The sequence below is a fragment of the Pseudoduganella sp. R-43 genome (assembly GCF_049913255.1).
Lineage (GTDB): Bacteria > Pseudomonadota > Gammaproteobacteria > Burkholderiales > Burkholderiaceae_D > Rugamonas.
In genome coordinates, this window is the sequence record NZ_CP183988.1 from 4,838,039 (window position 1) to 4,851,710 (window position 13,672).

Here is a 13,672-nt window from a genome sequence, read left to right on the forward strand (position 1 = left end):
CCATCGCCTCGCTCAGCGACCTGCCTCAGGAGGTGTTGAACCTTCTGGGCCGCTTTGACAAGCCCCGCGCCGGCATCGCCGATATTGGCGAAAGCTTCAATGCGTCGGACGTGATTTACCCTGACAGCCCGCCCCAGCAGCGCCTGGTGTCCGGCGTGGCGGGCAAAGATTGCGTTGAACTGAAGGTGGAGTTCGGGGGCATCGCTTACCACACGGAGCAGATTGAGTTCCGGGACACGTGGCGAGGCTGGACCAGGACCAGGGGCGGCTACGGCCCGGTCGTTCTCAAGCCGGCCCCGGTGCAGCCGCCACGGCCATGACGACGCCTCAATGGGACCGGCCGGCGCCCTTCATCCTGCCGGTCACGCCGCGAGCGGCTGACATCGACGGCCTCGATCACACCAATAATGCAGTCTACGTGCGCTGGTGCGAAGAGGCTGGCTGGGCGCACTCCAATGCACTCGGCCTGACGCTGGCGGACTACAAGCGGTTGGACCGCGGCATGGCGATCCGCCGCAGCGAGTTCGATTACATCTTCGCCACCAACGAAGGCGAGGATCTGCTGCTAGGCACCTGGCTGCTGCCCGGCGACAGCTCGCTATCGATGCAGCGCTGCTTTCAGTTGGTTCGCCAGCGCGACAACACCACGGTTCTGCGCGCGCGCTGGGACCTGGTCTGCATAGAGCTGTCCAGTGGCCGCCCGAAGCGGTTGCCGCCGGAATTCAGCGAGGTGTACGTGCCGGCATTCAGTCAGGTGTCCGCGTCAAAATAGGCGCGCGCGTGGCGGCGGGTGGCTCCGCCCTCTTGCCATTCTCAGGAAACATTGGCAAAACGATCACGGTTTATCACGCTCGCTGCACGATATAATGTCGTCCTTCGGCCGCAAGGCCGCCCCCGCACAACATTATTTTCCGAATGATTACCCTCTACGGCATTCCCAACTGCGACACTGTCAAGAAAGCCCGCGTATGGCTGGCTGGTCAACAGCATGACTTCACCTTCCACGACTTCAAGAAACAGGGCCTGGACGAAGCCACCGTGCGCACCTGGCTGAAAACCCTGGACTGGGAAGTGCTGGTCAATAAGAAGGGCACCACCTGGCGCGCCCTGCCCGACGAGCGCAAGGCTGCCGTCACCAGCGCCGATGCCGCAGTCGCCCTGATGCTGGAAAACCCGTCCGTGATCAAGCGCCCGGTGCTGGTGGGTGCCGGCGCGAAGGCCCACGTCGGCTTCAACGACGCCATGTACCAGGAAATCTTCGCAGCATGAGCGCCTCCCGTACCCTCGACCTGACCGAGAAGCTGCTGGGCCGCGAGTCTGTCACGCCTGACGACAAGGGCTGCCAGGACCATTTGAAATCGTGGCTGGAGCCGCTCGGCTTCCACTGCGAGACCATCATTTCCGGCGAAGTCACCAACCTGTGGGCGCGCAAGGGCACTGAAAGCCCGGTGCTGGTGTTCGCCGGCCATACCGACGTGGTGCCGACAGGCCCGGTCGAAAAGTGGTCGTCCGAACCGTTCTACCCGACCCACCGCGACGGCAAGCTGTATGGCCGCGGCGCTGCCGACATGAAGACGTCGATTGCCGCGATGGTGGTCGCTTGCGAAGAATTCCTGGCCGCGCACCCGGATCACAAAGGCTCGATCGCCTTCCTGATCACCTCCGACGAGGAAGGCCCGGCTACCGACGGCACCGTCAAAGTGGTGGAAGAGCTGAAGGCGCGAAACGAGACCATCGATTACTGCATCGTCGGCGAGCCGACTTCCGACAAGACCTTGGGCGACATGATCAAGAACGGCCGCCGCGGTTCGCTGTCGGGCAGCCTGACCATCAAGGGCGTGCAAGGCCATATCGCCTACCCGCAGCTGGCAAAGAACCCAATCCACCTGGCCGCACCGGCACTGGCCGACCTGGTGGCCGAAGTCTGGGACCACGGCAACGAGTACTATTTGCCGACCTCCTGGCAAATGTCGAACATCAAGGCCGGCACCGGCGCTAACAACGTGATCCCGGGCGACCTGCACATCGACTTCAATTTCCGCTTCTCGACGGCTTCCACGCACGAGAGCCTGCGCCAGCGCGTGCATGCCATCCTCGACAAGCACGGCCTGGAATACCAGCTGGACTGGACCTTGTCCGGCCTGCCCTTCCTGACCCCGCGCGGCACGCTGTCCGAAGCGCTGTGCCACGCCATCAAGGATGAAACGGGCGTCGACACCGAACTGTCCACCACGGGCGGCACTTCCGACGGGCGCTTCATCGCCCAGATCTGCCCCCAGGTGATAGAATTTGGCCCCCCGAACGCCAGCATCCACAAGATCGACGAGCACATCGAGATCCGCTTCATCGATCCGCTGAAGAACATCTACCGCCGCACCCTGGAAAACCTCCTGCGCTAAGAAGAACACTATGGATACCACCCTGTACACCACCCCGCGCGACCTGATTCGCCACGCAGTCACCCGTTTCAACAAGGCCAAGCTGTTTTTCGGCCACGGCAGCGCCGAGGCTTATGATGAAGCGGCCTACCTGACCCTGCACACGCTGGCGCTGCCGCTGGACCGCCTGGAGCCGTTCATGGATGCGCGCCTGCAGCCGGAGGAAATCGCCGAAGTGCTGGCCGTGATCGAGCGCCGCGCCAACGACCGCGTGCCGGCCGCCTACATCACCAATGAAGCCTGGCTGGGCACCTACAACTTCTACGTCGACGAGCGCACTATCGTGCCACGCTCCTATATCGCGGAACTGATTCCGAATTACTTCGCCCCTTGGGTCAACGATGCGGAGAACGTGTCGAACATCCTGGAATTGTGCACCGGCTCCGGCTGCCTGGCGATCATGATGGCCGACGCCTTCCCTGATGCGGAAGTCGATGCGGTCGATATCTCCGCCGATGCACTGGAAGTGGCGCGCAAGAACGTCGAGACCTACAAGCTGGAAGACCGCGTGAACCTGATCCAGTCGGACCTGTACGCCAACGTCCCGGCCGGCAAGAAGTATGACCTGATCATCACCAATCCGCCTTACGTGAACTCGTCGTCGATGGCCAAGCTGCCGCAGGAATACCTGCACGAGCCGCAGATTGCCCTGGACGGCGGCGCCGATGGCATGGACCTTGTGCGCAAGATCGTTGCCGGCGCGGCCGAGCGCTTGACCGACGACGGCCTGCTGATCGTGGAAATCGGCAATGAGAAAGAGTTTGCGGAAGCGGCGTTTGGGGAGCTGGGGCTGACCTGGCTGACCACTAGCCAGGGCGATGATATGGTGTTCCTGATCACTGCTGACCAATTGAAAATCTAAACCGGCAAGGCGGTGTCCGACCCGCAGGGTCAGACACCGGTACGCCACGGCCGCGGACTGCGGAGTGACTGGCAGTGAGGGACGGGAGCTGGACCTTGGGCCAGTTCCCGCCGCTTTACCGGTTTTAACTAGAACGACCAAGAAAATGATCCGCTTCACCAACGTCAGCCTGATGCGCGGCCTGAAGCCGCTGCTGGAATCCGCCGACCTGACCCTCAATCCAGGCGACAAGATCGGCCTGATCGGCGCCAATGGCGCCGGCAAATCCAGCCTGTTCGCCATGCTGCGCAACGAGCTGCACCCGGACCTGGGCGACATCGACTTCCCGAAAAGCTGGCGCATGGCCTACGTGGCGCAGGAAACCCCTGCCCTGCCGCGTACCGCCATCGACTACGCCATCGACGGCGACGCCCACCTGCGCCAACTGCAGGCCGAACTGGCGCGCCTGGAAGCCCTGCCCGACACGCCGGAGCACGGCATCGAGATCGCCCACGTCCACACCGAACTGGCCGACGCCGACGCCTACACCGTGCAGTCGCGCGCCGAGCAACTGCTGCTTGGCCTGGGCTTTTCGCTGGAGCAGATGCAGCAGCCGGTGGCGAGCTTTTCGGGCGGCTGGCGCATGCGCCTGAACCTGGCGCAGGCGCTGATGTGCCCTTCCGACCTGCTGCTGCTGGACGAACCGACCAACCACCTGGACCTTGACGCGATCATTTGGCTGGAAGACTGGCTGAAACGCTACCCAGGCACCCTGATCATCATCTCCCACGACCGCGATTTCCTCGACGAGATCGTGAACGTGATCGTCCACATTGACGATCGCAAGCTGAAACGCTACTCGGGCAACTACTCCGGCTTCGAGCGCCAGCGCGCCGCGCAGCTGGTGCTGCAGGCTTCCGCCATCGAGAAGCAGCAGCGCGCCCGCGCCCACCTGCAATCGTTCATCGACCGCTTCAAGGCCAAGGCCACCAAAGCGCGCCAGGCGCAAAGCCGCATGAAGCAGCTGGCGAAGATGGAAGAACTGGCCCCGCTGCGCGCCGCGGCCGAATTCAGCTTCGAATTCCGCGACCCGGTCAGCGCGCCGAACCCGCTGCTGGTCATGGAAGACGTCGACTGCGGCTACCACACCGAGCAAGGAGACAAGACCATCGTGCGCGGCGTGACGTTCTCGCTGGTACAGGGCCAGCGCATTGGCCTGCTGGGCGTGAACGGCGCCGGCAAATCGACCCTGATCAAGACCATTGCCGGCGACATCGACCCGCTGACGGGCACCGCCACCACCGGCAAGGGCCTGGTGATCGGCTACTTCGCCCAGCACCAGGTGGAGATGCTGCGCCACGACGAGTCGCCCCTGTGGCATTTGCAGAAGATGGCGCCGACCGTGCGCGAGCAGGAACTGCGCAACTTCCTGGGCAGCTTCAACTTCCCGGGCGATATGGTGACCAGCAAGATCGCGCCGTTTTCCGGCGGCGAGAAGGCGCGCCTGGCGCTGGCCCTGATCGTATGGCAGCGCCCCAACCTGCTGCTGCTGGACGAACCGACCAACCACCTGGACCTGGAAACCCGCGAAGCGCTGACCGATGCGCTGGCGCAGTTCGAAGGCACGCTGCTGGTCGTTTCCCACGACCGCCACCTGCTGCGCGCCACCACCGAGCAATTCATCATCGTCGAGAACGGCCGCCTGCGCGAATTCGACGGCGACCTCGATGAATACAAGGACTGGCTGCTGCAAACCAAGCTGGCCAAGCCTGCCGCTGCCGCCAACGCCGCGCCGGCTGCCGGCCAGCCAGCCGCAGCCGAAGCTTCCCCGGTCGACCGCAAGGAACAGAAACGCCTGGAAGCCGAGCAGCGCCAGCGCCTGTCGGCCCAGCGCAAGCCGCTGGAGAACCGCCTGAAGAAGGTGGAGGCCGCGATGGCCCAGCGCAGCGAACAGAAAGCCGCGATCGACGCCGCCCTGGCCGATCCCGCCATCTACGAAGCTGAAAACAAGCCCAGACTGAAAACCCTGCTGGCCGACCAGGTCGAATGCAGCAAGGAACTCGAACAGCTCGAAGGCGAGTGGCTCGAGCTTCAGGAGCAGCTGGAAGCGCTGGCCGCCTGACGCGGACGCGCCGCCCCGCGCACCGCCATCAGGCGGTCGATATCGAGCATGATCAGCCGGCGTTCGCCGAGCTGTCCCATCCCCAGCAGGTAATCCACCTCCTCGCCCACATGCGGCAGGGGGTGGACCGCGCTGGCCGGCAACGACACCAGGTCGGTCACGCCATCGGTCACCATTCCCATCACACAAGTCGAAAGCTGCAGGATGATCACGTCCGTGCGCGGATCGTGCACCGGCGGCCGGGGGCCGAACGCCACGCGCATGTCCACAATGGGCATGATGACGCCGCGCGACAACGCCACGCCTTCAACGATTTCTCCGCCCGATGCAATACGCTCGAGCGCACTCAATGGACGCAACTCCTGCACGCGGCGGTAGTCCAGCGCGTATTCAAGGCCGCCCAGGCGGAACGTCAGGTACTGTCGCAGGTCGGCTTCCATATTGCTCCTCTAATTCCGGTGATACGCTGTTCCATCGTACCGTTACGCAACAGCAAGCAGTTTGACCATCCTCAAAGATTGCGGCCTGGGCTACAATGCTTTCATAACAATTGCTGGGAAAGCGTCCATGTTCCAATGGCTGAAGCGACTGCTCGCCAAACCTGAAAGCCGGCCGCCAGCGGCCGCCCCTGCCGCGCCGGCGCAGCCCGCGCCCACACCGGCGCCGGTCCCCGTGCTCTCGCCGGCCCTTGAAGGCGGCCCCGATTTCGAACAGAAGGACCTGGTCAACTCCACCTTCCAGCGCTGGCTGTTTGGCCTGCGCAAGGACGATTCGCTTGATACCACCGCGCCCGAAGGCCGCGTGCTGCACGAATTGATCCTGGCCGCGCAATCGGGCCACAATGCGGCTGACATGCTGCGCCGCATGCCGGGCGTGATCCCGCAACTGCTGCAAAGCCTGCGCAGCGAGAATTTCGCCGGCGCCGATATCGCGCGCAAGATTTCCAACGACCTGGTGCTGGTGGGATCGGTGCTGCGACTGGCAAATGCCGCCATCCAGAACAGCGGCGAAGCCACCACCATCAACAGCGTCGAACACGCCGTGATCGTGGTTGGCCAGGAAGGCTTGCGCCAGTTGATCACCAGCGTCGCCTTCCGCCCCATCATCGATTTGAATTCCGGGCACTACACCAAGCTGCTGGCGCCGCGCATCTGGGAGCAGTCCGAGAAAAGCGCCGTGGCCTGCCGCATGCTGGCCCCGGAATTCGGCGTCGACCCGTTCGAGGCTTTCCTGGCGGGGCTGGTGATCAATTCCGGCTTGCTGACTGCCTTGCCGGTGCTGGACAGCGCCGGAGCCGGGCCGGGCGAGCTGGGATCGGCCACGTTCCGCGCCCGACTTGCCCACGAGGCGCTCGCCATTTCGGCCGGGATATCGGAGGCATGGAATTTCCCGCCGTCGATTACCCAGGCGATACGCGAACAGCAGGCCATGCGCAAGGGCGAGCCGCGCACGCCGATGGCGCGCGTGCTGGCGGTGGGCGACTACCTGTCAAAGATCCGCGTGCTGCAGGCCAACCGCGAGATCAACGATACGGAACACAACCTGTTCCACGACCTGCCGCTGGGCGCCATGCCCTGCTACGCGGCGATTTAAGCCGCGCTGCCGCTCCAGTCGAACTGGCCGCCGCTGCCGATGAAGAGCGGCTGCTGCGTGCCCAGCGCGGCCCGCACGCGCAGCTTGACTTCCTTTGGCGGCAGCAGGTAGGCCGGCCCCAGGTCGGGATTGAATACCAGCTTGCGCACCACCATGTCGCCCGCCACCAGCCGCACCGTGCAGCGCGCGCCGCCGACGACCAGCAGCTTCTGCCGGTACACATGCTCGCCCAGCTCCTGCTCCTTCTGCTGGGCGGCCTGGGCTTCCTTCATCGCCACCTGCAAGCGCGCCACCATCTTCAGCGAGGGGCCGACCTTCAGCGCCATCTTCTGGAACAGCACGAGCTGCTCCTGGTTCAGCGTGACTTCCTGCTTGCGCACCTTGCTCGCCAGTTGCAGGTAGTTGCGCACTTCCTGGTCGGCAGTGATGGCGTCCATCTGCTCCTTGCAGCGCTGCGCCTGCTGCTCCTGCCTTTCCGCGCGGGCGGCGCATTCGGCCAGCTTGTCGTCGTACTTGCTGGTGTCCGGCACCATGACGTGCAGCTGCATCTCGGCCTGCTTGCGCGGCCCGGCGCTGTCGATCTCGATCCGGCGCGCGGCAATGGCGCAGCCGGCGGCCAGCTTGATCAGCACCTCATCGGCCATGATCTCGCAGTTGTAAGCCTCGGTGATGATCACGCGCGAACCGGTAATCACACAATTCTGCGCCTTGCCCAGCACCACCTCGCCATTTTTGGACTGCAGCAGCGCGCCGGAAGCGACGCCGGATACGCGGATATTGCCGTCGGCGTTGGTGGCGCTGCCGCCCATCAGGTTCTTTTGCAGCGCAATCGTGCCGCCGCGCGAGACGATATTGCCGAAGACGTCGGCATGCACGGTGATATTGCCGCCTTCCACCGTGCGCTGTTCCTGCACTTCGCCGAACTCCTCGTAATCGCCATCGAGCTTCAGGTTGCCCGTCGTGCGCGCGGACACGCCTTCGCGGCTGACGATCTTGGGGCCGATGGAGATGCGCTTGCTTTTGCTGTCGACGTTGATGAAGCCTTCGCGCGAGGAGACCAGGTAGTCGACGCCATCGTGGTGCTCGACCACCGTCCCTTCCCCGGCCACCGCGGCCAGTTCCAGGTCGCGCGGCGGTGGCGGGTCCAGCACGATGCCGGAAAATTCGAAACCGCGCGTGCCGGCCTGCGGCGGCTCGCGACGCAGCAGCCGCACCTGGGCCTTTACTTGCGGGAAGCGGTTCTGGAAGCTGTGCAAGTCGAAGCGGCCATTGGCCAGCAGGCGCGGAGCATTGGAGCGGTGGATGCTTTCCGATACTTCCACGATGGCGGCATCGCGCCCCGGCACCGGCGGCAGCTTGCGCGCCACGATCAGGCGCGCCACCTTGCCGCTGGCAATGGCTTCGCGCACCACCGGCGCATCGATGCCGAAGCGGATACCCTTGGTCCACATATCGGCCACGAATTCGCCGAAGTCGAGGTGGGCCGGCAGCGGCGCCTCGCCTTCGGCTTCCACGAACACGGGTTCGAAATAATATTCAGCCTCGCCGCCGACGATGCGTACCGACTTGTACAGGTCGCGCCGCCCGCCGGGGAATGGCACGATATCGTCGGCAAAGCGCCACAGGGGCTGGCCGGCCATGCCTTCCGGCAGTTCGTGACCGACGCCGTACAGGGCGCGGACGAAGACGCCGTAATCAAGCCCGCGGAAACAGGCGCCGGACAGGAAAACCTGGTTGGCAGCCGCCTGCAGCAAAGCCGCTGGGGCTTCGGCCTTGAAATACACGCCATCGGCGCGCTGGACCAGCGACGATGGCAGATCGCCAGCCGCCGCGGCGGCCGATGCAGCGTCTGCAGGCACCATGTCTCCCGGGTAGTCTTCTTGCGCCATTGTACGGCTATCGGCCCGCTACGCTACGCTCGCCTCGGCCTGGGCAGCGCCATGCCAGTTCACGCTGCCGCTGGAGCCGGCGAAAATGGCCTGGCTATCGAGCCGGGGCCCGCGCAGCATGGCCTTGTAATCCTTGGCGGCGGCCATGAAATTGGCCGCCATCGCCTCGCCCAGCGGCAAGGTACGCACCAGCACTTCGCCGTCGACCATGGTGATGCGCACCGAGGAACGGGCGGCGGCATCGCGCTTCAGCGCTTCCAGTTCGTTGCGCCGGGCGCGCGCGCCGCCGATCGACTCTTCGGCCACCTTGATCGACTGCAGCAGCTGGCCGATTTGCTTAATGTGCGGCGCCACCGCGCCCGCCACTTTTTTAAGGTTCGGCACCTGGGCCGGCGTAAGGTGGATCTCGCCCTTGCGCAGCTTTTCTGCCAGCGTCAGGTAGCTGCGCACCTCGGCCATGGCATTCAGGCGGTCATGCTCGGCGCACCAGGCGGCGATTTCCGCCTCATGCACGGCGACCTGTTTTTGCAGGGTTTCCAGCTCGGCGTCGTGGCCGGCGACGTCTTTCACCACTACGTAGACCAGCATTTCGCTGTTCTTGCGCGGGCCGGCGCTTTCAACCAGCACGCTGCGCCCGGCAACGGCGCAGCCGATGGCCAGCTCAATGGTCACTTCGTCGGCAAGGATTTCGCAGTTGGACGCTTCCGCGATCACCACCCTGGGCGCGCTGATGACGCAGCTTTCGGCGCGGCCGGTGATAGTAATCGTGCCGCTGGCTGTCTGGATGGTGGAACCGGAGGCCACGCCTTCAATGCGGATATCGCCCCTGGCGTTGATGGCCCGGCCGCCCACCAGGTTGCGGCCCAGGACGATGGTGCCGCCGCTGGAATTGATATTGCCGAACACGTCGCCGTGCACGGTGATGTCGCTGCCGTTCACGTCGCGCAGTTCCTGCACGTCGCCGAATTCTTCGAATGCGCCCATCAGTTCCAGGTTGCCGGTGGTACGGCCGGACACGCCCTCGCGGCTGATAATCTTGTCGCTCAGCGCCACCTGCCCGCTTTTCGGGTCCACATTCAGGAAGCCTTCGCGTGCCGCCACCAGGAATTCGCCATCGGCTTCGCGCGCGATGACCGTGCCCTCGCCGGCATAGCGGCTGAAGTCCACGTCGTTCGGCGCCAGCGCAGCCAGCGGCTGGCCGGCGATATTGCGGCCCGGCTCGCCCGGCACGCCGGGCAGCTTTTGCAGCAGGCGCATGCCTTGCTTGATCTGGGGGAAACGGTTCTGGAAGCTGGTCAGGTCGACCGTGCCGTCGGCGCGCTGGCGCGGCGCGTCGCTGCGGTGCAGTTCGGACGCCACTTCCACCACGCGCGCATCCTGTGCAGGCGTCGGTTCCAGGTCGAGCGCCGCGGCCACCCGTTCGCCTTTCGGGGCCGCCAGCGCGGCGCGCACGACTGCCACCTGGATGCCGAAGCGCACGTTCTTCAGCCACATGTCGGCCACGAATTCGTCGAAATCGAGGTGGGCCTGGCGTTCCGGCAGCAGGGTACCGTCCGACAGCTCCTCGGCCGGCAGGTAGATCGGTTCAAAGAAGTATTCCGCTTCGCCGTCGCGAATCCTGACGTTGCGGTACAGTGGCTTGCGTTCGGCGGGGAATGGCGCCAGACGATCGGCCACGCGCACCAGCAGTTCGGGACTGGGCGCCAGCTCCGGTCCCACGCCGTACAGGGCGCGCGCCAGCACCGGATAGTCCAGCCCCTGCAGCACATAACCGCTGCGGTACAGCACATCGACCGCGGCGCTCAGTTCAGGCGCGAGCAGGCGCAGGTCCAGGTAGACCCCATCGGGCCGCTGGACCACGCCGGCCGGCAAGCTGCCGGCGCTCTCCTGTTGTGCAATATGGGACAAAGCTCCTCCTCCAGTGCCCTATTGTTGGGCGCGCCGGGGCGCGTTGTCTTGCGGGCAATCAATATTACACGCAAAACATTAAATGCCGGAGGTTTTCGGAGCCGAAAGTTTTCTTAACGTTACGTAAACGTCACAAAATCACCGCCTGCGCGGCAGGGAGTACACTTGCTGGCCCGCTTCATTGATCTGGCGGCGCAGGTCACGGCGCTCGTCGGGGGTCATGCGCCCCCCCATCCGGCGCGAGTCTGCGTTGTCCCGGTCGTCCACCATGCGCGGCGCATCGTCCATGCGCCCCTCATACTGGCGTGGATAGCGCACTTCGCGAGCGTCGTTCATGCGATTGTCGCGGAAGTCGCGTGGCGCTTCGCGGCGTTCTTGCTGGCGGTTGCGCTGGTCGGACTGCGCTTGCGCGCTGGCCATCACGGTGCAGCACAGGCCGGCGCACAGCGCCAAAGCCGCTTTGCCCAATCCTGTTTTCGCACCAAGTTTCATCGCAGTCCTCGTCGTACTTGCCGTATCCATGCCCGCAGTGTATGCGCTCCAACTTCCCATAGTAAGAGCGACCCGGTAAAGTTTGTAAGAAAATGTAATGAGTTTTCACCGGTATGGCACCGGCCATCAATATGACGTTACCATAGCGACATGCATCTGACAATTCAACAAGATCAACATCCTTATGAATACCACCACTAACCCTCCTGCCGCACCAGGCGGCGCGCAAGGCCACCAGGCCAAGATCATGGTGGTGGACGATGACGTCCGCCTGCGCGACCTGCTGCGCCGCTACCTGACCGAGCAGGGCTTCAACGTCGTCACCGCCGAAAACGCCACCGCCATGAACAAGCTGTGGCTGCGCGAGCGCTACGACCTGCTGGTGCTGGACCTGATGCTGCCCGGCGAAGACGGCCTGTCGATCTGCCGCCGCCTGCGCGGCGCCGGCGACCAGACCCCAATCATCATGCTCACTGCCAAGGGCGAAGACGTGGACCGCATCGTGGGCCTGGAAATGGGCGCCGACGATTACCTGCCCAAGCCATTCAACCCGCGCGAGCTGGTGGCCCGCATCGGCGCCGTGCTGCGCCGCAAGCAGCCCGACGAAATCCCGGGCGCGCCTTCCGAGCATCCGCAAACCTTCGAGTTCGGCCAGTTCGTGCTGGACCTGGGCACGCGCACGCTCAAGAAAAATGGCGAAACCGTGCCGCTGACCACCGGCGAGTTCTCGGTGCTGAAAGTGTTTGCGCGCCATGCGCGGCAGCCGCTGTCGCGCGAGAAGCTGATGGAGCTGGCGCGCGGCCGCGAGTACGAAGTGTTCGACCGCAGCCTGGACGTGCAGATTTCCCGCCTGCGCAAGCTGATCGAGCCGGACCCGTCCAGCCCTCTGTACATCCAGACGGTGTGGGGCCTGGGCTACGTCTTCATCCCCGAGGGCCAGCCGCGCTGATTTTGGGCTGTCGATGAAATTCCGCCTGCCACGCCCGGCGTCGCTGACCAGCGGCCTGTTCTGGCGCACGTTCCTCTTGCTGAGCGTGTTGACCACGCTCTCCATGTCGGCCTGGTTCGGCATGGTCAACTACGTCCAGCGCGAACCGCTGGCACAGCAGACTGCCGCCCAGGTGGTGTCGGTGGTGACCATCACCCGCGCCGCCCTCACCCACTCCGCCACCGACTTGCGGCGCGAACTGTTGTTCGAACTGGTGTCGAACGAAGGCATCCGCGTATTCACCATGGAGGACGACGACGAGGTGGCGCCGCCGCCAAGTTCGGGGCTGATGGCCGACATCCAGACCCTGGTGCGCGCCAAGCTCGGTGCCGATACCCGTTTTTCCTCCGAAGTGAACGGTGTGCCCGGCTACTGGGTCAGCTTCAAGATCGCCGATGACCGATACTGGCTGATGCTGGAGCGCGAGCGCCTGCAGGGGCCGGTCGAATGGCTGGGCTGGGCCGGCGTGGTGGCGCTGGTGTCGCTGCTTGGCGCAGCGCTGATTTCCAGCCTAATCAACCTGCCGCTGAAACGGCTGACCGCCGCCGCGCGCGAGATTGCCCAGGGCCGCCATCCGGACCCGCTGCCGGAAGTCGGGCCGCAGGAAGTACGCCAGGCCAACCGCAGCTTCAACCAGATGGTGGATGACTTGCAGCAGGTCGAATCCGACCGCGCTGTGATCCTGGCCGGCATTTCACACGACTTGCGCACGCCGCTGGCGCGCATGCAGCTCGAGGTGGAAATGGCCAACCTGTCGCAGGAGGCGCGCGAGGGCATGCAATCGGATATTGCGCAGATGGATGCCATCATTGCCCAGTTCCTCGATTACGCCAAGCCGACCGAGGCGTCCAGCTTTATCAATGTGGACATGGTGGCGCTGCTGAGCGATTGCGCGCATGAGGCTGGACGTCATCCGGATGTGAAGGTTACGGCTGAGCTGCCGGAGCATGCGCATGTGCTGGGCAATGCAACTGACCTGAAGCGGGTGATTGCCAACCTGGTCGAGAATGCCCGGCGCTATGGCAAGACGCTCGATTCGGATGTGACCGAGATTGATATCAAGTGCTCGGTGCGGGGAGTGCATACGGCCAAGCGCGTTGTTGTCGAGGTGCAGGACCACGGCGTGGGTGTGCCGGAGGGGCAGATTGCGCAGTTGCTCAAGCCGTTTACGCGGCTGGATACGGCGCGCGGGCAGGCCAACGGGGCCGGGCTGGGGCTGGCGATTGTGGACCGGGTGCTGTCGCGGCATGAGGCGGAGCTGGAGGTGTCCAATCGTGAGGGGGGCGGGTTGAAGTTCACTATTTCTTTGCGGGCGCTTTAAAACCGGTAAACCTGGGTCTGACCCGCAGGGTCAGACCCAGTCTGCTCATCTGCCGCTGGTTTCGGTTGTGCGCACTTGAT

Annotated in this window: 13 protein-coding genes; 9 read left to right on the plus strand and 4 right to left on the minus strand. The window is 64.4% G+C overall.

The annotated features are described in order from the left end of the window. The first annotated feature begins 35 nt into the window (after nucleotides 1-35). From ACN9M3_RS21860 to ACN9M3_RS21885, 6 genes are all read left to right on the plus strand, one after another. Nucleotides 36-320: a hypothetical protein gene (locus ACN9M3_RS21860; protein WP_426162646.1), complete on the plus strand. Its 285-nt coding sequence runs from the start codon at nucleotides 36-38 to the stop codon at nucleotides 318-320. After that, nucleotides 317-772, plus strand: a complete 456-nt coding sequence (locus ACN9M3_RS21865) for an acyl-CoA thioesterase (RefSeq protein ID WP_426162647.1) — start codon at nucleotides 317-319, stop codon at nucleotides 770-772. The genes ACN9M3_RS21860 and ACN9M3_RS21865 overlap by 4 nt, the downstream gene beginning before the upstream one ends. Before the next feature lie 143 nt (nucleotides 773-915). Continuing rightward, nucleotides 916-1,269: an ArsC family reductase gene (locus ACN9M3_RS21870; protein WP_426162648.1), complete on the plus strand. Its 354-nt coding sequence runs from the start codon at nucleotides 916-918 to the stop codon at nucleotides 1,267-1,269. Continuing rightward, nucleotides 1,266-2,399, plus strand: coding sequence for a succinyl-diaminopimelate desuccinylase (dapE, locus tag ACN9M3_RS21875; RefSeq protein ID WP_426162649.1), 1,134 nt, complete (start codon nucleotides 1,266-1,268; stop codon nucleotides 2,397-2,399). The genes ACN9M3_RS21870 and dapE overlap by 4 nt, the downstream gene beginning before the upstream one ends. Before the next feature lie 10 nt (nucleotides 2,400-2,409). Further along, nucleotides 2,410-3,300, plus strand: coding sequence for a 50S ribosomal protein L3 N(5)-glutamine methyltransferase (gene prmB / locus ACN9M3_RS21880; RefSeq protein WP_426318605.1), 891 nt, complete (start codon nucleotides 2,410-2,412; stop codon nucleotides 3,298-3,300). Nucleotides 3,301-3,445: 145 nt separating this feature from the next. Beyond that, nucleotides 3,446-5,401, plus strand: coding sequence for an ATP-binding cassette domain-containing protein (locus ACN9M3_RS21885; protein ID WP_426318606.1), 1,956 nt, complete (start codon nucleotides 3,446-3,448; stop codon nucleotides 5,399-5,401). Here the strand turns inward: ACN9M3_RS21885 and ACN9M3_RS21890 are convergent. Next, nucleotides 5,371-5,841 carry a chemotaxis protein CheW gene (locus tag ACN9M3_RS21890; RefSeq protein ID WP_426162653.1) on the minus strand — a complete coding sequence of 157 codons (471 nt, stop codon included), beginning with the start codon at nucleotides 5,839-5,841 and terminating at the stop codon, nucleotides 5,371-5,373. The genes ACN9M3_RS21885 and ACN9M3_RS21890 overlap by 31 nt on opposite strands. Nucleotides 5,842-5,968: 127 nt before the next feature. Here ACN9M3_RS21890 and ACN9M3_RS21895 point away from each other — a divergent pair, with 127 nt between their 5' ends. After that, a complete protein-coding gene (locus ACN9M3_RS21895; RefSeq protein WP_426162655.1) occupies nucleotides 5,969-6,994 on the plus strand; it encodes an HDOD domain-containing protein in 1,026 nt (341 codons plus the stop codon). Here ACN9M3_RS21895 and ACN9M3_RS21900 read toward each other — a convergent pair. The 3 genes from ACN9M3_RS21900 to ACN9M3_RS21910 all read right to left on the minus strand — a co-directional run bounded on the left by ACN9M3_RS21900 (nucleotide 6,991) and on the right by ACN9M3_RS21910 (nucleotide 11,283). Continuing rightward, complete coding sequence (locus tag ACN9M3_RS21900) at nucleotides 6,991-8,883, minus strand: flagellar assembly protein A (protein ID WP_426318607.1); 1,893 nt, start codon at nucleotides 8,881-8,883, stop codon at nucleotides 6,991-6,993. The genes ACN9M3_RS21895 and ACN9M3_RS21900 overlap by 4 nt on opposite strands. An 18-nt stretch (nucleotides 8,884-8,901) precedes the next feature. Continuing rightward, a complete protein-coding gene (locus ACN9M3_RS21905) occupies nucleotides 8,902-10,791 on the minus strand; it encodes a flagellar assembly protein A (RefSeq protein ID WP_426318608.1) in 1,890 nt (629 codons plus the stop codon). 138 nt (nucleotides 10,792-10,929) lie between these two features. Next, nucleotides 10,930-11,283 carry a hypothetical protein gene (locus tag ACN9M3_RS21910; RefSeq protein ID WP_426162658.1) on the minus strand — a complete coding sequence of 118 codons (354 nt, stop codon included), beginning with the start codon at nucleotides 11,281-11,283 and terminating at the stop codon, nucleotides 10,930-10,932. 184 nt (nucleotides 11,284-11,467) lie between these two features. On the opposite strand from ACN9M3_RS21910, the gene ompR reads away from it, so the two are divergent. After that, nucleotides 11,468-12,232 (plus strand): two-component system response regulator OmpR, encoded by a 765-nt coding sequence (ompR, locus tag ACN9M3_RS21915; RefSeq protein ID WP_426162659.1) that lies wholly within the window; start codon nucleotides 11,468-11,470, stop codon nucleotides 12,230-12,232. A gap of 13 nt (nucleotides 12,233-12,245) precedes the next feature. Further along, on the plus strand, nucleotides 12,246-13,592 hold the full coding sequence (locus tag ACN9M3_RS21920) for an ATP-binding protein (RefSeq protein WP_426162660.1): 1,347 nt from the start codon (nucleotides 12,246-12,248) through the stop codon (nucleotides 13,590-13,592). Nucleotides 13,593-13,672 lie beyond the last annotated feature (80 nt).